Origin of the sequence: Lutibacter citreus (genome assembly GCF_003260195.1) — a bacterium.
Classification (GTDB): Bacteria; Bacteroidota; Bacteroidia; order Flavobacteriales; family Flavobacteriaceae; genus Lutibacter; species Lutibacter citreus.
In genome coordinates, this window is sequence record NZ_QEIH01000003.1 from 518,444 (window position 1) to 541,975 (window position 23,532).

Sequence of the window (23,532 nt, forward strand, 5' to 3'; positions counted from 1 at the left end):
AATGGTTATACGTCTGCCTTGCTCAATATAGGCCTGCTTTTTTGTTGTTATTTATTTTTTCTCAACTGTTTACCACTATTAGGTATGTGAGAATCAGTAAGTTCTGAGATTTTATTTAAGTCAATTTCTCCTGTTAAAGATAAAATTACAGATTCTGCTTTTACAGGGCTATCAGTATTTTTTATATATTTTCCCACTCCGCTCACAAACATTAGTAATTCACTTACATGATCTTCATCCTTACCTTTACGAACATAAATTTTTACATTACTATCTTCGTCTTTAACTCTCATTAATTCAATTAATTTAGAAGATTTTAAATATTTTGAAACTACATCATTCATTTGTTTAGCAATTCCTATGTTTTCAGTTGTAAAAACACGGAAAGAATTTAGGTTTTGCACCATTTCTAAATATTCTTGACCTTCTTCTCCTCCTCCTTTAAATTTAGCAAGCATTCTAAATGCTTCTTTATTTACAATTACCGAGGTTACATCATCCATATCCTCAAACTTATCAAGTAATGAACTTTGAGCATAGTTGGTTAAAGGCAAAATTGCTAATACTAGTATTATTATTAATTTTTTCATTTTTTTACTTTTTTAGGTTGTTTAAAAATTTTGTTTTTTGTGTCTTCAAAATGCTGCAATACTGCAATTGCATCATTTCCTTTGTTTAAATTTACTGCAAGCATACTAAAAGCCATTTGGGTTTCTAAGTATATTCTTTCAGCTTTTCTTTGTTGGTTACTTTGGTAACCAGTGTAAACACTAACTAATAAAACTACTGAAGCGGCCACAGATAACCATTTCCAATTCAACTTTCGACTTTTTAATTGAATGGTTTTTGTGTATCGTTCACTTTTATTAGTTGAAAAATATCCGAATAACGCTTGGTATTCCTGTAAATGAGGTGCTACATTATCACTTAAAAAATAACTTTTTAAAGTTTTTTCTTCTGCAATAGTAGTTTCTGCATTTAAATATTTTTCCAACAACTTTTCTATGTTAGCTAATTCCATAATTATGTTGCTTTGTTAATTGTTCTCTAATTGTTTTTCTTGCTCTAGACAATGTTACTCTAACTGCTGTTGGTTTTAAACTCAACATTTTTGCAATTTCATCAAATTCGTATTCTTCAACATCTCTTAGTTGTATTATTAATTTTTGCTGCTCTGGTAAGTTCTCTATCAATTTATGAACCAAACTTACACTGTCATTAAGTTCTATTTTTCTTTGTAAAGGCGTATCCTTTTCTTCATAATTACTATGCACTAATTTTAAATTACTTGCTTGTTTTGATTTTAAACGGTCAAAACAATAGTTTTTAGTCATAGTCATTGCAAAAGCTTCAACACTATTATATTGTTTTAATTTTGCTTTATTCTTCCATAATTTAAAAAGCAGCTCTTGAGTTGCATCTTCAGCCTCTTCAGTTGATACTAGTAATCTTTTCGCTACACGAAAAACCTTATCTTTAAAAGGCATTACAGTTTTTAAAAACTCTGACTGCTTCATTATTAGTTTGGTTAAAGCAACTTTTTATTGCTGCTGTTACAATTATGACGAGCAAGTTTCGTTTTTGTAACAGTTTGGTTTAATTTTTGTAATTAAATTGATAACTTGCGTCAAAATAAAGACGAAATATAAGAATATAAAACTATGATTAAACTAAAATCCCTTATTGCTTTGTTACTTTTCACCTCTATCCTTTTTACAAGTTGTAAAGACGATGATGATGATATTAGAACTGAACTCCCATCTGAAATTGACTTTTCTCAAGTTGAAGTTCAGGATTTTATTTGGCAAGGATTAAATTTTTGGTATCTATGGAAAGAAAATGTTCCAAAATTGGATGATAGCAAATTAGAAGATGCTCAAGTATATTATGATTTACTTAGTTCTTATGATGACCCTGAAGCATTTTTTGATGACTTAATTTATGAGCCTGAGAGCGTTGATGTTTTTTCTTGGATTGTTGATGATTATGTTGCTTTAGAAAATTCGTTTAGTGGAATTACAAAAAGCACAGGTGCTAAAATTTGGTATTCTTATGAAAAGGATATTAATTCTAATGTGTTTGGGTATGTACAATATGTGTCCGCAGATACAGAAGCTGCAAATAAAAACATTAAAAGAGGTGATATTTTTAATACCGTTGATGGTGTTCAAATCACAATTAATAATTATAGAAGTTTATTTAAGGATGATGGTACCTATACTTTAGGTTTTGCTGATCTTAATGGAGGTAATCCTATTTCAAATGGTGTAACAAAAGAACTTACTCCAATTCAATTAACTGAAAACCCAGTGCATATTGTAAAAACACTTGATATTGAAGGAACCAAAATAGGTTATTTAATGTTTAATGGATTTGATGCAGGATTTGAACTTAAAATTGATGAAGCTTTTGCACAACTAAAAGCTGAAGGAGCTACAAAATTAGTTTTAGATTTAAGATATAATAGAGGTGGTTATGATTATATTACTTCTCAGGTGGTTAGTTCAATAACAGGGCAATTTGCAGGCGAAATTCTTAAAAAAGACAATTACAACCCTCTTGTTCAAAAATTGTATGAAGATAATTTTCCAGATCAACTTGTTTCTAGATTTACTACTAAAGTAACTAATATTGAGGGAACAGTTTTAAAGGAGACTTTGAGCAGTTTAAATATGACAGAATTATATGTTTTAACTTCTGATGATACAGCATCAGCAAGTGAAGTTTTAATTAGCGGTTTAGATCCATATATAGATGTGCATACTATTGGAACAACTACTTATGGTAAATATACAGGTTCAATAACGTTATATGATTCTGATAATTTCATGAAAAGCGGGGATAATTTAAATACAAATCATACGTATGCAATGCAACCTATAATTTTAAAATACACAAACATAAATGATGTAAGTGTTAGAGGTGGTATTATTCCTGAAATAGAATTACCTGAATACTTATCTACATTAGGCGTTTTAGGAGATCCTAGTGAACCTTTATTAGCTAAAGCAATTGAAAAAATCACTGGTTTATCTGCTAAAAAAGGTAAAAGTCTTTCTTTAAAAGAAGAAAAATTAGTTGAGTTAAAAAAGATTCCAAATCTTAATAAATTTGATAGCGAGTTTATAATTACTGGTAAATTTCCATTTTTAAGAACTAAATAATTTATTTTTATTAATCAAAAAAAAAGCTTGAATTTATAAATTCAAGCTTTTTTTTGTTTTGTAAATTGTTTTATTCAAACAGTGCTGTTTGATCTGGGTCTTCATCTTTGCTTTTACCTTCGTTGCCATCTAAAATTTCCTCATCATTTACTTCAATTTCCTCTGTTACAGGAACTTCATAAGGAAGCGATTCTAAATGATTCACTGTTCTAATTTTATCTGTTGTAAGTTGATTCCCTTGAGCTTTAATTCCTTTAACGGAAATAAATTCTTCTAAATTTATTTCAAAATTATCTAAAGATCGTTTTGAATATACAACTTCAATTACTGGTCTATAATCCGTTGATACAATCTCTAATTGAGATTTTGGATGTTCAGAAATAAAAATTTCCTCTTTATTAGGATTGTCAATCATAAAACGTTTTATGTAATAACGTTCTTTCTCCCCATCAAAATAAAGTGCAGATATAGGCTTATTAGGAATCCATTTTTCTAAAATAATCATATCACTTTCAAAGTGAGTAGTTAATTCAGGTTTAACTGTTTTAGCTTCTCCCTTTTGATTGATTATTAATAGCCTATCTTCTCCTTTAAATTCGCCTAATAATTCACCTCTGTTATCAACATTTAATTTTTGAACAGTTTCATCAAACCAAATTTTTCTAGGATTTAAAGTTGAAACTCCTTCACTTTTTAATTCTATTTTTCTAATTGGATATTTTGTAACTATATTCCCTTTAACACCCCGTCCTTTTATTAATAAATCAGAAAAATCAATATCCCATTTTAATTTTTTAACACTACCAACTGATCTTAAACTTATGGTTACAACTTCAGCTTCTCCATTAGGATTTGCAGTAAAATATTGTACAAATGAAGCTTTTGAACCATTTGTTAAATCGTATTCCTTATCTCTTGTAATGCTGGTTACATTAAAACGTTTCATATAACTAGGTCCAGCCCTTCCATCTCTATAAATCATATTGTAAACTGTACGCTTATCACTCTTTTTAAATATGGCAATATGAATTATATTTTTTCCTACAAAAGTTTTTGAATCTACTTTTGTAACAAGCATTACCCCATCTTTTCTAAATACTATAACATCATCTATATCAGCGCAATCAGCAACGTACTCATCTTTTTTTAATGAAGTACCCACAAAACCTTCCTCTTTGTTTACATAGAGTTTTGAATTTCGCATTACAACTTTTGTTGCTACAATATCATCAAACATGCGTAATTCTGTTCTTCTGCTTTTGTCTTTTCCGTATTTTTCTTTTAAATTTTTAAAATAATCTACGGCATAATCAACTAAGTTTTCTAGATGATTTTTTACTATTGCAATTTTATCTTCTAAGCTTTCAATAAATTGCTTTGCTTTATCAATATCAAATTTAGAAATCTTTTTAATTCTAATTTCTGTAAGTCTAACAATATCTTCTGTAGTTACAACTCTTTTTAAATGTTTTATATGTGGTTTTAACCCTTCATCAATGGCTTTTATAACTCCTTCCCAAGTTTCTTCTTCTTCAATATCGCGGTAAATTCTGTTTTCAATAAAAATACGTTCTAATGAAGCAAAATGCCACTGTTCTTCAAGTTCATTTAATTGAATTTCAAGTTCTAGTTTTAATAAATTAAGCGTATGATCTGTTGAAGTTCTTAAAATTTCTGATACTCCAATAAAAACAGGTTTGTTACCGTCAATAACGCAGCCTAGAGGTGAAATTGAATTTTCACAACTTGTAAATGCATATAAAGCATCAATTGTTTTATCTGGTGAAATACCACTTGGTAAATGCACTAAAATCTCAACATTTGCAGCTGTATTATCCTCTATTTTTTTAATCTTTATTTTTCCTTTATCATTCGCTTTTAATATAGAATCAATTAAAGATGAAGTAGTTGTACCAAAAGGAATATCGGTTATAACTAATGTTTTTTTATCTTGTTGAGAAATTTTGGCTCTAACTCTAATTTTTCCACCACGTTTCCCATCATTATAATTAGAAACATCGGCGATTCCTCCTGTTAAAAAATCTGGAACTAATCTAAAACTTTTACCTTTTAAATGTTTTATTGAAGCGTCTATTAATTCATTAAAATTGTGTGGTAAAATTTTTGTTGAAAGCCCAACTGCTATTCCTTCTGCTCCTTGAGCTAATAACATTGGGAATTTAACTGGCAAATCTATTGGTTCTTTTCTTCTACCATCATAAGAAGATTGCCATTCGGTTGTTTTAGGATTAAAAACTACTTCTAAAGCAAATTTTGATAAACGTGCTTCAATATAACGAGAAGCGGCTGCTCGGTCTCCAGTAAGGGTATTCCCCCAGTTACCTTGCATATCAATCAATAATTCTTTTTGACCAATTTGCACCATAGCATCTGCAATTGATGCATCACCGTGTGGGTGATATTGCATAGTATGTCCAACAATGTTTGCTACTTTATTATAACGCCCATCATCTAAATCTTTCATAGAATGTAATATTCTACGTTGAACAGGTTTAAAACCATCATTTATTCCAGGAACTGCTCTTTCTAATATTACATATGATGCATAATCTAAAAACCAGTCTTTATACATTCCCGTAACCTTGGTAATAGTTTCCTGACTCCCAAAATTATCCTTTAATTCCTCTTCGTGAAATTCTTCATTGTTATCTTCTTGCATATTAAGCTTCTTCTACAATATCAAGTTCAATTTTTAAATTTTCAATAATAAATTTCTGTCTATCTGGAGTGTTTTTCCCCATATAGAATTCCAGCATTTTTTCAATCGGCATTTCTTTATCTAACATTACTGGGTCTAATCTAATATCTTCTCCAATAAAATGCACAAATTCATCTGGTGATATTTCACCCAAACCTTTAAATCGAGTTATTTCTGGTTTTCCTCTTAATTTACTAATAGCCGATTTTCGTTCCTCATCAGAATAACAATAAAAGGTTTGTTTTTTATCTCTTACTCTAAACAATGGAGTATCTAGTATAAATAAATGCCCTTCTTTAATTAATTCAGGAAAAAACTGTAAAAAGAATGTAATTAATAATAAACGTATGTGCATACCATCAACATCGGCATCTGTTGCTATTACAATATAATTATAACGCAAATTTTCCAATCCATCTTCTATATTTAAAGCTGCTTGAAGTAAATTAAACTCTTCATTTTCATATACTATTTTTTTACTCATATTATATGAGTTCAAAGGCTTACCTTTTAAGCTGAAAACGGCTTGTGTATTTACATTTCTAGACTTGGTAATTGATCCACTCGCTGAATCTCCCTCTGTTATAAACAAAGAGCTTTCTAACCTATTATCCTTTTTTAAATCATTTAAATGAACACGACAATCACGTAATTTTTTATTATGTAAGTTAGATTTTTTAGCGCGTTCACGGGCTAATTTTCTAATTCCGGATAAATCTTTACGCTCCTTTTCTGCCTGAAGAATTTTCTTATGAATTTTCTCTGCAGTATCAGGATTTTTATGTAAAAAATTATCCAAATTTGTTTTTACAAAATCTGAAATAAATGTACGTACTGTGGGTAAATCTCCTCCCATTTCAGTAGAACCTAATTTTGTTTTTGTTTGACTTTCAAAAACTGGTTCCATTACCTTTACGCTAATTGCAGATACTATAGATTTTCTAATATCTGAAGCCTCATAGTTTTTACCAAAATACTCGCGAATAGTTTTTACTATAGCTTCTCTAAAAGCATTTTGATGAGTACCTCCTTGCGTTGTATGTTGCCCATTAACAAAAGAATGGTATTCTTCACTATATTGGGCTTTACTATATGTTATTGCAATTTCAATATCTTCACCTTTAAGGTGAATAATTGGAAACAACATAAATTCATCAGCTATATTTTCTTCTAATAAATCTTTTAATCCGTTTTCTGAAAAATATTTTTCACCATTAAAAATTATAGTTAACCCAGTGTTTAGGTACACATAATTTTTAATCATTTTTACAATGTATTCACTTCTATATTTAAATTTCGGAAAAATATCACTGTCAGGAACAAAAGTAACTTTGGTTCCTTTTCTAAGTGATGAATCATGAGCTTTTTCTTCAAGCGTAATATTACCACCTGAAAATTCGGCAAAAGCAGTTTGCCCATCTCGTATTGACTGAACCTTAAAATATGAAGATAATGCGTTAACAGCCTTGGTCCCAACTCCATTTAATCCTACAGATTTCTTAAATGCTCGTGAATCGTATTTACCACCCGTATTCATTTTAGAAACAACATCAACAACTTTCCCTAATGGAATACCACGTCCGTAATCACGCACAGTAACTGTTTCATTTTTAACTGAAACTTCTATGGTTTTACCGGCACCCATTACATATTCATCTACAGAGTTATCTAATACCTCTTTAATTAAAATGTAAATACCATCATCAGATGATGCGCCATCACCTAATTTACCTATGTACATTCCCGGACGCATTCTTATATGCTCTTTCCAGTCTAATGAACGAATATTATCCTCGGTATACTTAGTTTGTTCTGTCATTAATAATTGTAAAATTCTTGAAGAACTGCTAATGTAACATTTTGCTAGTAAAAAGACAAAAAAGGACCTTATAATAGTTATTAACAGAATTTAAACAAATTGAAACCCAATAACTTAAAATTTAAGCCGCTTTTTAATTGATACAACTCCTACTCCAACAATTACAATTATTGTTCCTCCAAATTGTAATAAGGTCAGTTTTTCACCTAAGAAAAAGTAAGCTAAAATAATAGTTGAAATTGGCCCAACACTACCAATTATTGAAAAATTTGATGCTCCTAACTTTTTAATTGCTAATGAAATTAAAAAAGAAGGAATTAATGTAGATACAATTGCCATTAAAAAACCTAATAAATAAACCTGATATGGATATATAAAAATACTAGATCTATCTATCAGTAAATAATGTATTACAACACAAATTGTAGATACAATCATTGCGTAAGATGTAAATGATAATACTCCAAATTTTGGTATTAACCATCCGCTACCTACTAAATAGGAAGCATATGTTAATGCACTTAAAAATATAAATAAACCACCTAAAAGCACCTTATCATTGGTTAATTGTAATTCACCCCAAAAAGTTACTACAATTCCCAAATAGGTAATTATTATAGCAATAATTTGTCTGTTTGTTATTTTAGTTTTTAAAAATAGCTTTGAAATTATTAAAACTAACGTAGGATAAACAAATAGAATAATTCTTTCTAATCCTGCTTTAATGTATTTTAATCCAACAAAATCTAGATAACTAGCTAAATAATAACCTATAAACCCAAATAAAATAATCCATAAATAATCAATTTTATTTATTTTTTCTGGGTTTTGAGGTTTAACATAAAAAGCAATAAGTAAATAAAAAGGAACTGAAAAAAGCATTCTAAATAACAGTAAATGCACAGCAGTTACATTATAGTTATAAGCTAATTTCACCATAATTGCCTTTGCTGAAAACATTACTATCCCAACAACGCCAATTAAAAATCCTGAATTAATTGTTTTTGAAAATCTCATCTGGCAAACATAACCAGATGATTTTTATAGAAAATTAAGTAATTTTAAAAATTACGATGTTCAAATTAAAAATTACACGTTAAAACGGAAATTCATCATATCTCCATCTTTTACAATGTATTCTTTTCCTTCAACTCTCATTTTACCAGCTTCTTTAACTTTAGCTTCACTCCCATAAGTTACAAAATCATTATAATCTATAACTTCTGCTCTAATAAAACCTTTTTCAAAATCAGTATGGATTACTCCCGCTGCTTGAGGTGCAGTATCGCCAATATTTATAGTCCAAGCACGTACTTCTTTTACACCTGCTGTAAAATACGTTTGCTGATTTAATAATTTATAAGCTGATCTGATTAAAACTGATGCTCCTGGTTCTTTTAAACCTAGATCTTCTAAGAACATTTCACGTTCTTCAAATGTTTCTAGCTCTGTAATATCAGCTTCCATTCCAACAGCTAAAACAATCACTTCAGCGTTTTCATCTTTTACCGCTTCCTTCAAAACATCTACATAAGCATTCCCGTCAACAGCTGAATTTTCATCAACATTACAAACATATAGTACAGGTTTATCTGTAATAAATTGTAAAGGCTTAATATATTCTAATCTTTCTTTATCTGTTAATTCAACAGCTCTTACAGAAATTGCAGCCTCCAACCCATCTTTAACTTTTAATAAAGCATCTAATTCTTTTTGAGACTCTTTATTTCCGGTTCTTGCATTTTTTTTAACTCGCTCTAACCTTTTTTCTAAAGTTTCAAAATCTTTTAATTGAAGTTCAATATCAATAGTTTCTTTATCTCTAACAGGATCTATGGTAGTATCTACATGCACAATATTATCGTTATCAAAACAACGAACAACATGAATAATCGCATCTGTTTCACGAATATTTGCTAAAAATTGATTTCCTAATCCTTCACCTTTACTCGCTCCACGTACTAAACCAGCAATATCAACAATATCAACAGTTGCAGGCATAACACGCTCTGGATTTACCAATTCTTCTAATTTTAACAATCTTGGATCTGGTACATTTACAACCCCAATATTAGGTTCAATTGTACAAAATGGAAAGTTAGCACTTTGTGCCTTCGCATTTGATAAACAATTAAATAAAGTTGATTTTCCTACGTTTGGTAATCCTACAATTCCTGCCTTCATAATTTATTTTTTTAGCGCTGCAAATATAGTATTTACTTTTATTATTTAAGATGGTTTTTTGAATATTAAATAATTAATAATATTCTTAGAGAAAATAACGTTTTTAAACAACCTATTCTTGATGTAAAAATTGCTGTTTTCTTAGTAATTCATCATCACTTTCTTCATTTTCTTCATCTGGTATACAACAGTCTACAGGACATACTGCAGCACATTGTGGTTCATTAAAAAAACCTTTGCATTCAGTACATTTATCAGTTACAATATAAAACACATCATCAGATATTGGTTCTTGTAATTTATCTGAATCAATCTTTCCTCCTTTTAGTAGTTTTATATTACCTTTTAATTTAGTTCCATCAGAATAAGTCCATTCTTCCGAAGGTTCATAAATAGCATTATTTGGGCATTCTGGTTCACAAGCTCCACAATTAATACATTCGTCAGTAATTTTTATTGCCATAGTATTATTTAAGTTATATTTTTGCAAATATAAATTTTTATAAATAATGAATTTAGAGCAACGTATTGAATCTTTTGTGCAACTTGGAGATTTTTTTAGTCAATTTACTAGTAATGGAATTAATAAAAAAGATGATTCTGAATTTAATACACTTTTTTTTGACGCTTTTAAAATGCAGATAAATAGAGCTTCTGAATTTAATGGGTGGTTTACGCTAAATAATGTTTTAAATGCTTTTGAAAGCTGGAGTGAAGCTTTAAGTGCAGAAAACTTAGCTAAATGGACCGCTAATTACAACTTTAGTAATAACGTAGATGAAAAATCTATAGCAATAATAATGGCTGGAAATATTCCTCTTGTAGGGTTTCATGATTTTTTATCAGTATTAATAAGTGGTCATAAAGCTATTGTAAAACAAAGCTCTAATGATAAGCATTTCTTACCTTTAATACTTAAATTTTTAGAACATCAAAATGCAAATTTTAAGGGTAAAGTAATCTTTACTGAAGGTAAATTAGAAAAATTTGATGCGGTTATTGCAACTGGAAGTAATAATACAGCACGTTATTTTGAACATTACTTTGGGAAATACCCATCAATTATTAGAAAAAACAGAAACTCCGTTGCTATTTTAACAGGAAATGAATCTAAGGATGAACTTGAAAATTTAGGTGAAGATATTTTTCAATATTTTGGATTAGGCTGTAGAAGTGTATCTAAGATATTTATTCCTGAAGATTATAATTTCGATTTATTATTTAATGCATTATATAAATATAACAACATCATTAATTATAAAAAGTACGAAAACAATTACGATTATAATAAAGCTATTTATATAATGAGCTTGTTTAATGTACTTGAAAATGGTTTTGTAATGCTTAAAGAAGATGAAAGCTACGCTTCGCCTATAGCAACTTTATTTTACGAAAAATATAAATCCGTAGATGATTTAATGCTTAAACTTAATTCTAAAAAAGACCAAATTCAATGTGTTGTAAGCAATTTAGATGCTAATAAGTTTGTGAAATTTGGAAAAACTCAATATCCAAATTTATGGGATTATGCAGATAATGTAGATACTCTTGAGTTTTTGTTAAATATTTAAAATATCCATTAATTTATTTAACGTAACTATTCAAAACTTCATCACTTTTAAAATTTATTAATCAAAAAAAGAAAATTTTCAAATAAAATAAGTTTCTGTTGTTTCAAATTTAACAAACCAAACAATTTCAGTTAATTGCGCTTTACGAAAACGTTGTAAATATCGTAAAATTGAATATATCTAAACACTTGAAATTATGATATTATAGTGATATCTCCAATGCTGTTGAATATTTATTAAAAATATAATCTTTTTTTTATATATATTATTGCAGTAAATTATCTTTTTTTACCGAAATTTGTGAGATCTAAACTCATATTTATAATATAAAATGAAAAAACATAATTTTAGTGCAGGTCCGTGTATTTTACCACAAGAAGTTTTAAAAAAAGCTGCTGAAGCAGTAGTGAATTTTAATGGTATTGATTTATCATTAATTGAAATTTCTCACAGAAGTAAAGAATTTATTGAAGTGATGGAAAATGCGCGAAGTTTAGTAAAAGAATTACTTAATTTACCTGAAGGTTATTCCGTTCTTTTTTTACAAGGTGGTGCTAGTTTAGAATTTTTAATGACTGCTTACAATTTAATGAAAATTGATGGTAAAGCTGGTTATATGGATACTGGAGCTTGGAGCGCAAAAGCAATAAAAGAAGCAAAACAATTTGGTGATGTTAATGTATTTGCATCTTCTAAAGATGCTGTTTATAATCATATTCCAAAAGGATATGTTGTACCAACTGGTTTAGACTATGTGCATATTACATCTAATAATACTATTTATGGAACTCAATTTAAAGAATTTCCAGAAACAGACGGTTTACTAGTTTGTGATATGAGTTCTGATATTTTTTCTCGTCAATTAGATTTTTCAAAATTTGATTTAATATATGCTGGAGCTCAAAAAAATATGGGTCCTGCAGGAACTACTTTAGTTATTGTAAAAGATGAAATATTAGGAAAAACAGGTCGTACAATTCCTGCAATGTTAGATTATCAAGTACATATTAGTAAGGATAGTATGTTTAATACGCCTCCTGTATTTCCAGTCTATGTTTCTATGTTAACTTTACAATGGTTAAAAGATTTAGGAGGAATTCCTGCCATTGAAAAATTGAATGAAGAAAAAGCTGCTTTATTATATGCTGAAATAGATAGAAATCCATTATTTAATGGTTTTGCAGCAAAAGAAGATAGATCATTAATGAATGTTACTTTTACATTAGCAAATGCAGATCATCAAGCAGTTTTTGATAAATTATGGAATGCAGCTGGAGTTAATGGAATAAAAGGACATAGATCTGTAGGTGGTTATAGAGCAAGCATTTACAATGCAATGCCTAAAGAAAGTATTCAAGTGTTAGTTGATGTTATGCAACAGCTTGAGAAAGAAATTTAAACTAAATAAATCAAAAATAAAATGAAAGTATTAGCGAATGATGGTTTAGCATCAAGCGGTATAAAAGCTCTTGAAAAAGCTGGTTTCGAAGTAGATTCATCAACAATTGCACAAGATGAATTGTTAGAGTATATGAATACAAATGAAATATCTGTGTTACTTGTTAGAAGTGCAACTCAGGTTAGAACGGATATTATTGACGGCTGTCCTTCATTAAAAATTATTGGTCGTGGTGGTGTTGGAATGGATAATATTGATGTTGATTATGCCCGTGAAAAAGGTATTAATGTAATAAATACTCCAGCTGCATCTTCTCACTCCGTTGGTGAATTGGTATTTGCCCATTTATTTGGTATGGTTCGTTTCTTACCACAATCTAACAGAGAAATGCCTTTAGAAGGTGACTCTAAATTTAAAGATCTTAAAAAAGCTTTTGCAAAAGGTGTTGAACTTAAAGGGAAAACTTTAGGTTTAATTGGATTTGGAAGAATTGGACAAGCTACAGCTAAAATAGGACTAGGATTAGGAATGAAAATTATTGCTTTTGATCCATATATTGACAATGTAAATTTAGAATTAGAATTTTTTGATGGTCAATCAGTTTTCTTTGATATTAATACACTTTCAAAAGAAGAAGTATTAAAAGAATCAGATTTTATAAGCTTACACGTTCCTGCTCAAGATGGTTACGTTATTTCAACTGAAGAATTTGAAATGATGAAAAATACTGCTTGCTTGGTAAATGCTGCTCGTGGTGGTGTTGTTGATGAAGTAGCACTTGTTGAAGCTCTTTCAAAAGGAGAAATTTCAAAAGCAGCATTGGACGTTTATGAAAATGAACCTGCTCCAGAAATTCAATTATTAATGAATCCAGATTTATCATTAACTCCTCATATTGGAGCTGCTACTGGTGAAGCACAAGATAGAATTGGAACTGAATTAGCTACTCAAATTATTGAGATATTAAGTTAATTTAAAACTTACATAAATTAAAAGGATGCTAATATAACATCCTTTTTTTTGCTTATAATTTAATTTAAGATTATATTTGAGAGGTTAATTTATCAATTATATAATTATTATTGAATCACTATGGCAATTGTTAAACCCTTTAAAGCAATAAGACCTACAAGAGATAAGGCTGCTTTAGCAACCTCAAGATCGTATGATAAATATTCAGCAAAAGAACTTAAATCTGTTCTAACATATAATCCTTTTTCTTTTTTACATATCATAAAACCTAGTTATTCTCAAAGCTTAGAGAATACAGGTAAAAAATTATTTGAATCAGTTAGGAATAAATATCTTGAATTTAAAAACAGTAATATTTATCTTAAAGATAAAAAACCTTGTTATTATTTACATGAAAAATCTTTTAATGATGATGTTTTTTGGGGAATTATAGCGGCTACTCATGTTTCAGACTATCAAAATAATATTATTAAAAAACATGAGGATACTATAAAACAACGAGAAGAGCTATTTGGTGAATATTTAGACATTACGGGCTTTAATGCAGAACCAGTACTTCTCACCTATCCGGATAATAATTACCTTTCAAGAATTTATAGAAAATATTCAGAAAAAAGAGCTGAATATGAATTTAATACCCATACAAAAAGATTGCACAAATTATGGATTATTGATGATGAATTTGATTTAAAAAATATTGAAAATGAATTTTCTAAAATGAATGCTTTATACATTGCAGACGGGCATCACAGAACAGCCTCTTCAAATTATTTGGCAGAAAATAGAAAGGCAAACAATCCTAATCATACGGGAGAAGAATCTTATAACTATTTTATGAGTTATTTAATTTCTGATGAAAATCTTAAAATTTCATCTTTTGACAGATTAATAACAGATTTAAATGGTTATACAAAAGAAGAGTTTCTTAAAAAACTAAGTGTTTTATTCATTGTAGAAAATAGAAGTCCCAAAAAGTATCAACCTAGCAAAAAACATCATTTTTCTATGTTTTTAGATGGTGATTATTACTCTCTTTACCTTAAAAAAACTGACTACCCTATTAACAATGCTTTGTCTGATTTAGATACGCACATTATTCATAAAACAATTTTAAAACCTATTCTTGGTATTGAAGATTTAAAAACAGATTCAAGAATAAAATGTTTACCAGCATTACAAAGTCAAATACAATTAAAAAAGGAAGTTAAATCAGGTAAATTTAAAGTTGGTTTTGGACTATATCCAACATCTGTAGAGCAATTAAAAGCCGTTGTTAACCAAAATTTAAAAATGCCACCAAAAAGTACGTACATAGAGCCTAAATTAAGAAGTGGTTTAACTATCTTTGAACTGGATGATTAATTAAATTTCAATTATCTTTGATATCTATTTTTTTATAAATTATGAGCATCGTAGAAAACTTAAAAAAAATTCAAAAATCCATACCTAAAAGCGTTACCTTAGTTGCAGTTTCTAAAACAAAACCTGTTGAAGATATTTTAGAAGCATACCAAGCTGGCCAAAGAGTTTTTGGAGAAAACAAAATTCAAGAAATGTCTCAAAAATTTCAAGAATTACCAAAAGATATAGAATGGCATATGATTGGCCACCTACAAAGTAATAAGGTGAAATATATGGCAGAATTTGTACATTTAATTCATGGGGTGGATAGCTTTAAAACGTTGAAAGAAATTAATAAACAAGCTTTAAAACATAATAGGGTTATAGATTGTTTATTACAATTAAAAATAGCAAAAGAAGATACAAAATTTGGATTATCCATTAAAGATATTGAAGCCTTATTAATAAGTGATGAGTTAAAAAAATTATCAAATATTAATATTAAAGGTTTTATGGGTATGGCTAGTTTTGTTGATGATGAAAAAATAATAAGGTCAGAATTTAATACGCTTAAAGAATATTTTAATAAATTAGAAAAACGCACTACAGCAAATTTTAATCCTTCAATTATATCAATGGGTATGAGTGGAGATTATAAAATTGCCATTGAAGAAGGAAGTACTATGGTTAGAGTTGGAAGTGCCATTTTTGGATCAAGAAATTATAATTAATGTGTACGCAATATTAGATATAGAAACTACTGGAGGAAAATTTAACGAAGAAGGAATTACTGAAATTGCAATCTATAGATTTGATGGAAATCAAATAGTAGATCAATTTATAAGTTTAGTAAATCCTGAAAAAGAGATACAACCATTTGTTGTTAAATTAACAGGCATAAATGACGGAATGCTTAAAAATGCACCCAAATTTCATGAGGTTGCTAAACGAATTATAGAAATAACTACAGATTGTGTTTTAGTTGCTCATAATGCTAATTTTGACAATAGGATATTGACTACAGAATTTAGAAGGTTAGGTTATCTTTTTGAAAGAGATACATTATGTACCGTTGAATTAAGTCAAAAATTAATTCCTGAACAACCAACATATAAGTTAGGTAAACTATGCCAAGCTCTTGGTATTCCTCTTTCAGGAAGACATAGAGCTGATGGTGACGCAATAGCAACCGTTCAGTTATTTAAACTATTATTAAATAAAGATTTTGAAAAGGAAATTATAAAAAAAGCTATAAAAATTGATAATTCTAGAAAACTAGCTCCAAAATTATTGAATATTTTAGATGAATTACCTTCTAAAACAGGAATATTTTATATTCATAATTCAAGTAGAGATATACTTTATATTGGAAAAGGGAGAAATATAAAAAAAACAGTAAATCAATTATTTTTAAGAACTTCAAAAAAAGCAAAATACCTCCAAGAATCTGTAGTTTCAATTTCACATGAAGAAACAGGTAATGAATTAATTGCTCAATTAAAATTTGTTCAAGAAATAAAAATTAATAGGCCCAAGTACAATTTTAACCTTAAAAATCATTTAGCTGAAATTACTTTTAGTAATGATAATTTATTGGTAATTGATAAAGGAAGATCTATTGGTGAAAAATCCGTTTTATTGATAGAAAATAATGAGTTTAAAGGTTTTTGTTATACAAATTTAAGTTATCAACTAAGTAATTTAGATATATTGAGAAGTTTAATATCTCCTATGGACGATTCTATTTACAACCGAAATATTATAAAAAAATACCTTGATAAAAACAATGTTGAAAAACTTATTCAGTTTTAATTTTAATACTTTAAATTAGTAATAAATTTATCAAAAAGAACATTGAGTAAAAAAATACAAACAAATAACTGGAAAGATAAACTTCATGAAATAATTTATGAAGCGGATACTGATAAAGGAAAATGGTTTGATATTATTTTAATTATTACAATTCTTATTAGTATTATTTTAGTAATGCTTGAAAGTGTTGAAACTTTTGATGCAAAGTATCATAACTATTTAAATATAGCTGAGTGGATTATTACAATACTTTTTACTTTTGAATATATTGCACGTGTAATTACTATTAAAAAACCAACAACTTACATTTTTAGCTTTTATGGAATTATTGATTTTTTAGCTACAATTCCAAAATATTTATCGCTTATTTTTGTTGGTACACACGCATTAGTTGCATTAAGAGCTTTACGATTACTAAGAGTTTTTCGAATTTTAAAATTAGCACGTTATTTAGGCGCTTCAAAAACCTTAATGACGGCTTTAAAAGCTAGTAGAATAAAAATTGCTGTTTTTTTATTTAGTGTAATAGTACTTACTATAATTTTAGGTACAATAATGTATATAGTTGAAGGTCCTGTTCATGGATTTACAAGCATACCTAGAAGTATGTATTGGGCCATTGTAACACTAACAACTGTTGGTTATGGAGACATAGCACCTGAAACACCATTTGGACAATTTATTGCCAGTATTGTAATGATTTTAGGATATGGAATTATTGCTATACCAACAGGTATTGTTACTTCTGAAATAACAAAAACCGATAATAAAGTACAAACAAATACCCAACACTGCACAAATTGCGGATCGGATAAACATTTAGATAATGCCGTACACTGCTGTAAATGTGGACAAAAATTACATCATGACTAATTATTTAATTACTGTTATTGGAGCAACAGCAATTGGTAAAACAGCATTAAGTATTAAACTAGCCAATTACTTTAAATCTGAAATTATTTCCTGCGATTCTCGTCAGTTTTACAAGGAAATGACCATTGGAACCGCAGTTCCAAATAAAAAAGAATTAGAAGCTTCAAAACATCATTTTATTCAAAACAGATCCATTTTTGAAGAATATAGTGTTGGTCAATTTGAAAAAGATGCTTTATCAAAATTAGACGCACTTTTTTTAAAAAACAATGTTGTAATAATGGTTGGTGGAAGCGGTTTATACACCAATGCTGTAATTAATGGTTTAGATTATTTTCCAGAAGTTTCTCCTGAAATTAGAACAGAATTAAACCAACAAATTGAAAATGATGATATTTTATTACTTCAAAATAAATTAAAAGAATTAGATCTAGAATCTTATAATACCATTGAAATTGAAAATCCGCATCGGTTAATAAGAGCTTTAGAAATTTGTATTGGAACTGGTAAAACTTATTCTGAATTTAAAAATAAACCTAAAGAAAAACGAAGCTTCACTCCTATTAAAGTTGGTTTAACAGCTGATAGGGAAATTATGTACAGTAGAATTAACCAACGTGTTGATATTATGATAAATGAAGGTTTATTAGAAGAAGCAAAACTATTGCACAATCATAAAAACTTAAATGCGCTTCAAACTGTTGGATACAGAGAATTATTTGAATATTTTGATGGAAATTGGACGTTAGATTTTGCCATTTCAGAAATTAAAAAAAATACACGTCGTTTTGCTAAACGTCAGGTAACTTGGAATAAAAAAGATGAAGATATTTTATGGTTCGATTTTGAAGAAGATTCTTCTAAAATAATTAAAACAATAGAAAATTTAATAGATTCTAAATAAATACTAATTATTTCAATTCCTTTTAATTTTTCAATATAACCTTATGAAAAAAGTAATTATTGCTTCTAAAAACCCGGTTAAAATAAATGCTGTTAAAAAAGGCTTTAAAAAAATGTTTCCAAACGAAACATTTGAATTTACTGGTGTTTCAGTTTCATCTGAAGTTTCCGATCAACCGCTAAGTAACAATGAAACTTTTAAAGGAGCAAGCAATAGAGCACAAAATGCCAAACAACAATATATTGATGCAACATATTGGGTTGGAATAGAAGGAGGAATACAACCAAATAATGAAGAAATGGAAGCATTTGCTTGGATTGTAATTAAATCTAACTTAAAAACAGGCAAATCAAGAACTGGAACATTTTTTCTTCCTACTGAAATTGTAAAGCTGATAAATAAAGGGTTAGAACTAGGTGAAGCTGATGATATTGTATTTAACAAAAGTAATTCTAAACAAGAAAATGGTGCTGTTGGCTTACTTACCAATAATATAATTGATAGAACTTCTTATTATTTGGAAGCTGTTATTTTAGCATTAATTCCTTTTAAAAATGAACAATTTTACTAATTATAATTATTAAAAAAGCATTAATTCTTCAAAAAATGACCCAAGTAGAACTTAAAGAATTTCTAAATGAAAAAGTCTTAGAATACAATAATCCAAAATTTATTGAAAGTGACCCAGTTCAAATACCTCATAAATTTTCATTAAAAGAAGATATAGAAATTTCAGCATTTTTAACAGCCACAATTGCCTGGGGAAATAGAAAAATGATTATAAAAAATGCAGAAAAAATGATTGAGCTAATGGGAAATTCTCCTTATGATTTTGTGATGAATCATAAAGAACATCATTTTGATAGTTTTAATGGTTTTGTACATAGAACTTTTAATGCACAAGATTTTCAATATTTTATTACAGCATTACAACATATTTATAAAAATCACAAAGGTTTAGAAAATGTGTTTTCTACACATTCAACTACAACTTCAACACAACCCGCTATACATCAATTAAAAAAAGTGTTTTTTGAAATTCCTCATTTAGAGAGAACAAAAAAGCATATCTCAGATCCTTTAAAAGGTTCGGCTGCAAAACGTATAAATATGTTTTTACGTTGGATGGTTAGAAAGGATAATGCTGGAGTAGATTTTGGGATTTGGAACAACCTCTCTCCTACCCAACTATCTTGTCCATTAGATGTGCATTCTGGAAATGTTGCTAGAAAACTTGGTTTATTAACTAGAAAACAAAATGATGCTAAAGCACTAGCTGAGCTTGATAAAAATCTTAGAATTCTAGATAAATCTGACCCGGTAAAATATGATTTTGCTCTTTTTGGCTTAGGAGTATTTGAGAGTTTTTAAATTAGAATTAATCTTTATTACATCCAGAGGTTAAATACTTATTAAACTTTATTTTTCAGATGTTTATAAAGTTTTAGGATTTTAAGTTCAGGATTATATTTTATTTATAAGCTCCCTCACTTCTCGTTTCGAATTACCAAAACTGACAATACCAACGTTAAGTGGTGTATTTTTAAACTTCTTTATTGCCTTTGAAAGTGATTTAAGAATCCAATCTTGTTCATTACCAAAAGCACCACCACCAACAAGAGTCAAGTAAACTTTATTACAACCTGTTTTATCCAAATTTATTAATGCTACATTCAGTGTTGCTTCATATGTAGCTTCCAATATTATTCGTGCAAATCCTTCCCAGTAAAATGATTCAATATTTGAATAAGCAATAGGCAAAGCAGAGCAATAGGCTTGAGATACCATATGTTTTGAACCACTCAAGGTTACTTCAGTATTCCATTGTATTCCAATTTTCAGATTGCCTTTTAGCTCTTCCCTTTCATTATAGTTTAGTTTACTTAGCTGTGAGTTAATGTTTAATAGTCCATCGTGATTTAGTAAAGCATAACCATTGCTCATTTCCCATAAGTCTAATTTATCGTTTTTTAATTTTTTACCTATCAGTTCTAAACAATCTATTTGGTTATTGATTGATTGTCCTTGAAGTTTATTTAACGGCACAAAGTAATTTCTATAAATCGTACCAGCTCCACAAGCAATGGCACACGCTGGACCGTGAGTAGAATCACTTTCATAGATGTCAATTCCTCTTTCTGGGGTTATTTGAGGACCGATCATTTCGAGTAAATTGAATTGTGAAGCCGCTTGAAAAAGAGCATTTTTATTTGATTTGTCCAAATGCAGTTCTTGTACGTTTCCAATTACTTCTTGAACTTTTATTTTATCATTAAATATTTTATTAGAAGATGCTTGTTTTTTTAATTTAGTTAATGTTGGTATTTCCAATGCCCCATATTGATAGGATTTTCCATTAACTTTTGAAACAAGACTTGTTCCTTCAATTGAAATATTCTCTCTTACGTTTTCTGGAGAGATTTCATCAAATCCAACTAAATTTTTAAACCACATTTTTTATTATTGTTAACTATCTCTTTATTGAAAATTTTATTAAGATAATTATCTTTCTCACATGATAATATTTTTAAAGACCTAAGGATGAATGTACTAATAATAAAAATTATTTTTAAAGGGAAACATATTACTTTAAATAAAGTAAGAATTTAATTCTAAATACATTTAAAGAATTCTTAAAAAATCACATTCACTAAAATTATTTAGAGAAAACTTTCTATCGCTAAATCATAACTTTTTAAACCAAAACCAGCTATAACTCCTTTAACACTTGGAGAAATAAAAGACTTATGTCTAAATTTTTCTCTAGCATGAACATTAGATATATGAACCTCAATAACTGGTGTTTGGATTCCTTTTATAGCATCTGCAATAGCAACAGAAGTATGCGTGTAAGCAGCTGCATTTAATACAATTCCATCATATTCAAAACCAAATTCATGTAATTTATTTATTATCTCTCCTTCAATATTACTCTGATAATAAGATAATTCAATTGAAGCATATTTTTCTTTTAAAGTCTTATAATATTCTTCAAAAGTTAAACTTCCATAAATTTCTGGTTCTCTTTTTCCTAATAGATTAAGGTTAGGCCCATTTAATATTAAAATCTTCATGTTATTAAGTAAAGTTATTTTTTGAAGTTAATTGTTTATGAAATCAAATTTAAAAATTAATATTGAATTGTTCTTTCTAAACTGATTAATTATCAAATTTATAGGAAAGGCCTACTTGAACAAAGTTTAATTTTTTATTTTGATGATATCCTGTATCTATATAATTTGAAAATGCTAAATTATAACGAGCATCAATAGATATTTCATCTGTAATCAAAATTCCAACACCAACACTTCCTGATAATATAAATTTCTTAAAATTTCCTTTGTTAATAATCTCATTTTCTACAGATAATAAAAATTGAGATTCTGGCCCCCCATAAATTTCAAATCTATTTCCTAATTTATACTTTAATAAAATTGGAATGTGAAGTAATGCTATATTTTCATCAATTTTATTTTTATTTCCTGAATAATATATTTCTGGCTGAATTGAAAAATTAACACTTCTTCTGAACTCCATAAAAGCACCTAAATAAAATCCTTGCTTATTTACGTGAGTTACAGCACCATCGCTTAGTTTATCTTTAATATCTACAAAATGAACCCCTGCTTTAAAACCAAATACATTTAAACTTTGAGCTTTAGCAGGTTTAAAACTTAATAAAGTAACTAGTATTACAAATATGGAAATTTGCTTTTTCATATGATATTCATTTTATTATACTAAGATATTTAAAAAATATTAAAGTCAAATTTAATAAGGCACAAAATCAGCTTTATTATTTATTATATTTACTCTATGAATTGGAACAATGCTTTAGATGATTACATTTCTTATTTAAAAATAGAAAAAGGATTGGCTAAAAACACAATAGAAAGCTATTCTAGAGATGTTAAAAAATTAATCTCTTTTTTAGAAAATAATGAAATTAAAAATTCTCCCATTAATATAAATGACGAAATTATTCAAGAATTTATTTATACCGTTTCAAAAACTATAAACGCACGCTCACAAGCCAGGTTAATTTCAGGAATTCGCAATTTTTTTGATTATTTAATTTTTGAAAATTATAGAGAATCTAATCCTACAGATTTATTAGAAACACCTAAAATTGGTCTTAAATTACCTGATACATTATCTATTGAAGATATTGATTTGCTTATTACTTCAATAGACTTAAGTATGCCACAAGGTGAACGAAATAGAACTATTTTAGAAACCTTATATAGCTGTGGCTTAAGAGTTTCAGAGCTTGTAAACCTTCAACTTTCTGATTTATTTTTTGATGAGGGTTTTATTCGCGTTACTGGAAAAGGAAGTAAACAACGTTTTGTTCCTATAAATTCTTTAACTCAAAAATATATTGTTAATTATGTTAATGATATTAGAGTGCATATTCCGGTGCAAAAAGGATTTGAAGATACTGTTTTTTTAAACAGACGAGGAAAAAATTTAACCCGAGTTATGATTTTTACTATAGTAAAAAATTTAGCTATTAAAATTGGTTTGAAAAAGAAAATAAGCCCTCATACATTTAGACACTCATTTGCAACTCATTTATTAGAACGTGGTGCCGATTTAAGAGCAATTCAGCAAATGTTAGGACATGAAAGTATTACCACTACAGAAATTTACATGCACTTAGATAAAAGTTTTCTAAAAGAAGTTGTTAATAATTTTCATCCAAGAAAATAAAAAAACTGTCTAAAAAATAAATTTAGACAGTCTCTTTAATTATATATAAAACCCTAATAAT

The 23,532-nt window shown here is 28.2% G+C and carries 23 protein-coding genes; 12 read left to right on the top strand and 11 right to left on the bottom strand.

Going from position 1 to position 23,532, the window contains the following annotated elements; genetic code table 11:
- Window positions 1-47: 47 nt before the first annotated feature.
- The 3 genes from DAD81_RS08310 to DAD81_RS08320 are packed head-to-tail and all read right to left on the bottom strand — an operon-like array spanning window position 48 to window position 1,517.
- Window positions 48-590 carry a DUF4252 domain-containing protein gene (locus DAD81_RS08310; RefSeq protein WP_111707789.1) on the bottom strand — a complete coding sequence of 181 codons (543 nt, stop codon included), beginning with the start codon at window positions 588-590 and terminating at the stop codon, window positions 48-50.
- Complete coding sequence (locus DAD81_RS08315; protein WP_111707790.1) at window positions 587-1,021, bottom strand: hypothetical protein; 435 nt, start codon at window positions 1,019-1,021, stop codon at window positions 587-589. Before DAD81_RS08315 ends, DAD81_RS08310 begins: the two co-directional genes overlap by 4 nt.
- The gene (locus DAD81_RS08320; RefSeq protein WP_111707791.1) at window positions 1,008-1,517 is read right to left on the bottom strand and encodes an RNA polymerase sigma factor; all 510 of its coding nucleotides are present in this window, start codon (window positions 1,515-1,517) and stop codon (window positions 1,008-1,010) included. The genes DAD81_RS08315 and DAD81_RS08320 overlap by 14 nt, the downstream gene beginning before the upstream one ends.
- 144 nt (window positions 1,518-1,661) lie before the next feature.
- Between DAD81_RS08320 and DAD81_RS08325 the strand changes: the two genes are divergently transcribed.
- Window positions 1,662-3,164 (top strand): S41 family peptidase, encoded by a 1,503-nt coding sequence (locus tag DAD81_RS08325; protein ID WP_111707792.1) that lies wholly within the window; start codon window positions 1,662-1,664, stop codon window positions 3,162-3,164.
- A gap of 70 nt (window positions 3,165-3,234) precedes the next feature.
- On the opposite strand, the gene DAD81_RS08330 is transcribed toward DAD81_RS08325, so the two are convergent.
- The 5 genes from DAD81_RS08330 to DAD81_RS08350 form a co-directional block, all read right to left on the bottom strand.
- A complete protein-coding gene (locus DAD81_RS08330) occupies window positions 3,235-5,844 on the bottom strand; it encodes a DNA gyrase/topoisomerase IV subunit A (protein ID WP_111707793.1) in 2,610 nt (869 codons plus the stop codon).
- Window position 5,845: 1 nt separating this feature from the next.
- The gene (locus DAD81_RS08335) at window positions 5,846-7,702 is read right to left on the bottom strand and encodes a DNA topoisomerase IV subunit B (RefSeq protein WP_111707794.1); all 1,857 of its coding nucleotides are present in this window, start codon (window positions 7,700-7,702) and stop codon (window positions 5,846-5,848) included.
- Window positions 7,703-7,816: 114 nt separating this feature from the next.
- Window positions 7,817-8,719: a DMT family transporter gene (locus DAD81_RS08340; RefSeq protein WP_111707795.1), complete on the bottom strand. Its 903-nt coding sequence runs from the start codon at window positions 8,717-8,719 to the stop codon at window positions 7,817-7,819.
- Window positions 8,720-8,791: 72 nt separating this feature from the next.
- The gene (gene ychF, locus DAD81_RS08345; protein WP_111707796.1) at window positions 8,792-9,886 is read right to left on the bottom strand and encodes a redox-regulated ATPase YchF; all 1,095 of its coding nucleotides are present in this window, start codon (window positions 9,884-9,886) and stop codon (window positions 8,792-8,794) included.
- Window positions 9,887-9,998: 112 nt separating this feature from the next.
- Complete coding sequence (locus DAD81_RS08350; RefSeq protein ID WP_111707797.1) at window positions 9,999-10,349, bottom strand: 4Fe-4S dicluster domain-containing protein; 351 nt, start codon at window positions 10,347-10,349, stop codon at window positions 9,999-10,001.
- A 46-nt stretch (window positions 10,350-10,395) separates the two neighbouring features.
- Here DAD81_RS08350 and DAD81_RS08355 point away from each other — a divergent pair, with 46 nt between their 5' ends.
- The 10 genes from DAD81_RS08355 to DAD81_RS08400 all read left to right on the top strand — a co-directional run bounded on the left by DAD81_RS08355 (window position 10,396) and on the right by DAD81_RS08400 (window position 20,129).
- Window positions 10,396-11,457 carry an acyl-CoA reductase gene (locus DAD81_RS08355; protein WP_111707798.1) on the top strand — a complete coding sequence of 354 codons (1,062 nt, stop codon included), beginning with the start codon at window positions 10,396-10,398 and terminating at the stop codon, window positions 11,455-11,457.
- A gap of 331 nt (window positions 11,458-11,788) precedes the next feature.
- Window positions 11,789-12,856: a 3-phosphoserine/phosphohydroxythreonine transaminase gene (gene serC / locus DAD81_RS08360; protein WP_111707799.1), complete on the top strand. Its 1,068-nt coding sequence runs from the start codon at window positions 11,789-11,791 to the stop codon at window positions 12,854-12,856.
- 21 nt (window positions 12,857-12,877) lie between these two features.
- Window positions 12,878-13,828, top strand: coding sequence for a D-2-hydroxyacid dehydrogenase (locus tag DAD81_RS08365; RefSeq protein WP_111707800.1), 951 nt, complete (start codon window positions 12,878-12,880; stop codon window positions 13,826-13,828).
- A gap of 120 nt (window positions 13,829-13,948) precedes the next feature.
- Complete coding sequence (locus DAD81_RS08370; protein ID WP_111707801.1) at window positions 13,949-15,190, top strand: DUF1015 domain-containing protein; 1,242 nt, start codon at window positions 13,949-13,951, stop codon at window positions 15,188-15,190.
- A gap of 41 nt (window positions 15,191-15,231) precedes the next feature.
- The gene (locus DAD81_RS08375) at window positions 15,232-15,900 is read left to right on the top strand and encodes a YggS family pyridoxal phosphate-dependent enzyme (protein WP_111707802.1); all 669 of its coding nucleotides are present in this window, start codon (window positions 15,232-15,234) and stop codon (window positions 15,898-15,900) included.
- Window position 15,901: 1 nt separating this feature from the next.
- A complete protein-coding gene (locus DAD81_RS08380) occupies window positions 15,902-16,981 on the top strand; it encodes an exonuclease domain-containing protein (protein ID WP_111707936.1) in 1,080 nt (359 codons plus the stop codon).
- A 42-nt stretch (window positions 16,982-17,023) separates the two neighbouring features.
- The gene (locus DAD81_RS08385) at window positions 17,024-17,854 is read left to right on the top strand and encodes an ion transporter (RefSeq protein ID WP_111707803.1); all 831 of its coding nucleotides are present in this window, start codon (window positions 17,024-17,026) and stop codon (window positions 17,852-17,854) included.
- Window positions 17,847-18,758 (top strand): tRNA (adenosine(37)-N6)-dimethylallyltransferase MiaA, encoded by a 912-nt coding sequence (gene miaA, locus DAD81_RS08390; RefSeq protein WP_111707804.1) that lies wholly within the window; start codon window positions 17,847-17,849, stop codon window positions 18,756-18,758. The genes DAD81_RS08385 and miaA overlap by 8 nt, the downstream gene beginning before the upstream one ends.
- Window positions 18,759-18,801: 43 nt before the next feature.
- The gene (yjjX, locus tag DAD81_RS08395; RefSeq protein WP_111707805.1) at window positions 18,802-19,329 is read left to right on the top strand and encodes an inosine/xanthosine triphosphatase; all 528 of its coding nucleotides are present in this window, start codon (window positions 18,802-18,804) and stop codon (window positions 19,327-19,329) included.
- Between the two features lie 35 nt (window positions 19,330-19,364).
- Complete coding sequence (locus tag DAD81_RS08400; protein ID WP_111707806.1) at window positions 19,365-20,129, top strand: TIGR02757 family protein; 765 nt, start codon at window positions 19,365-19,367, stop codon at window positions 20,127-20,129.
- A gap of 93 nt (window positions 20,130-20,222) precedes the next feature.
- On the opposite strand, the gene DAD81_RS08405 is transcribed toward DAD81_RS08400, so the two are convergent.
- The 3 genes from DAD81_RS08405 to DAD81_RS08415 all read right to left on the bottom strand — a co-directional run bounded on the left by DAD81_RS08405 (window position 20,223) and on the right by DAD81_RS08415 (window position 22,478).
- Complete coding sequence (locus DAD81_RS08405) at window positions 20,223-21,212, bottom strand: polysaccharide deacetylase family protein (RefSeq protein WP_111707807.1); 990 nt, start codon at window positions 21,210-21,212, stop codon at window positions 20,223-20,225.
- A 206-nt stretch (window positions 21,213-21,418) separates the two neighbouring features.
- Window positions 21,419-21,832, bottom strand: coding sequence for a type II 3-dehydroquinate dehydratase (gene aroQ, locus DAD81_RS08410; protein ID WP_111707808.1), 414 nt, complete (start codon window positions 21,830-21,832; stop codon window positions 21,419-21,421).
- An 85-nt stretch (window positions 21,833-21,917) separates the two neighbouring features.
- Window positions 21,918-22,478, bottom strand: a complete 561-nt coding sequence (locus tag DAD81_RS08415) for an outer membrane beta-barrel protein (protein ID WP_111707809.1) — start codon at window positions 22,476-22,478, stop codon at window positions 21,918-21,920.
- Window positions 22,479-22,574: 96 nt separating this feature from the next.
- Between DAD81_RS08415 and xerD the strand changes: the two genes are divergently transcribed.
- A complete protein-coding gene (gene xerD / locus DAD81_RS08420) occupies window positions 22,575-23,471 on the top strand; it encodes a site-specific tyrosine recombinase XerD (protein ID WP_111707810.1) in 897 nt (298 codons plus the stop codon).
- Window positions 23,472-23,532: the final 61 nt, after the last annotated feature.

Excerpts from the sequence above, each read along its gene's own strand:
- DAD81_RS08310 (WP_111707789.1), bottom strand. The coding sequence starts at position 590 with ATGAAAAAATTAATAATAATACTAGTATTAGCAATTTTGCCTTTAACC.
- DAD81_RS08315 (WP_111707790.1), bottom strand. The coding sequence starts at position 1,021 with ATGGAATTAGCTAACATAGAAAAGTTGTTGGAAAAATATTTAAATGCA.
- DAD81_RS08320 (WP_111707791.1), bottom strand. The coding sequence starts at position 1,517 with ATGAAGCAGTCAGAGTTTTTAAAAACTGTAATGCCTTTTAAAGATAAG.
- DAD81_RS08325 (WP_111707792.1), top strand. The coding sequence starts at position 1,662 with ATGATTAAACTAAAATCCCTTATTGCTTTGTTACTTTTCACCTCTATC.
- DAD81_RS08330 (WP_111707793.1), bottom strand. The coding sequence starts at position 5,844 with ATGCAAGAAGATAACAATGAAGAATTTCACGAAGAGGAATTAAAGGAT.
- DAD81_RS08335 (WP_111707794.1), bottom strand. The coding sequence starts at position 7,702 with ATGACAGAACAAACTAAGTATACCGAGGATAATATTCGTTCATTAGAC.
- DAD81_RS08340 (WP_111707795.1), bottom strand. The coding sequence starts at position 8,719 with ATGAGATTTTCAAAAACAATTAATTCAGGATTTTTAATTGGCGTTGTT.
- ychF (WP_111707796.1), bottom strand. The coding sequence starts at position 9,886 with ATGAAGGCAGGAATTGTAGGATTACCAAACGTAGGAAAATCAACTTTA.
- DAD81_RS08350 (WP_111707797.1), bottom strand. The coding sequence starts at position 10,349 with ATGGCAATAAAAATTACTGACGAATGTATTAATTGTGGAGCTTGTGAA.
- DAD81_RS08355 (WP_111707798.1), top strand. The coding sequence starts at position 10,396 with ATGAATTTAGAGCAACGTATTGAATCTTTTGTGCAACTTGGAGATTTT.
- serC (WP_111707799.1), top strand. The coding sequence starts at position 11,789 with ATGAAAAAACATAATTTTAGTGCAGGTCCGTGTATTTTACCACAAGAA.
- DAD81_RS08365 (WP_111707800.1), top strand. The coding sequence starts at position 12,878 with ATGAAAGTATTAGCGAATGATGGTTTAGCATCAAGCGGTATAAAAGCT.
- DAD81_RS08370 (WP_111707801.1), top strand. The coding sequence starts at position 13,949 with ATGGCAATTGTTAAACCCTTTAAAGCAATAAGACCTACAAGAGATAAG.
- DAD81_RS08375 (WP_111707802.1), top strand. The coding sequence starts at position 15,232 with ATGAGCATCGTAGAAAACTTAAAAAAAATTCAAAAATCCATACCTAAA.
- miaA (WP_111707804.1), top strand. The coding sequence starts at position 17,847 with ATGACTAATTATTTAATTACTGTTATTGGAGCAACAGCAATTGGTAAA.
- yjjX (WP_111707805.1), top strand. The coding sequence starts at position 18,802 with ATGAAAAAAGTAATTATTGCTTCTAAAAACCCGGTTAAAATAAATGCT.
- DAD81_RS08400 (WP_111707806.1), top strand. The coding sequence starts at position 19,365 with ATGACCCAAGTAGAACTTAAAGAATTTCTAAATGAAAAAGTCTTAGAA.
- DAD81_RS08405 (WP_111707807.1), bottom strand. The coding sequence starts at position 21,212 with ATGTGGTTTAAAAATTTAGTTGGATTTGATGAAATCTCTCCAGAAAAC.
- aroQ (WP_111707808.1), bottom strand. The coding sequence starts at position 21,832 with ATGAAGATTTTAATATTAAATGGGCCTAACCTTAATCTATTAGGAAAA.
- DAD81_RS08415 (WP_111707809.1), bottom strand. The coding sequence starts at position 22,478 with ATGAAAAAGCAAATTTCCATATTTGTAATACTAGTTACTTTATTAAGT.
- xerD (WP_111707810.1), top strand. The coding sequence starts at position 22,575 with ATGAATTGGAACAATGCTTTAGATGATTACATTTCTTATTTAAAAATA.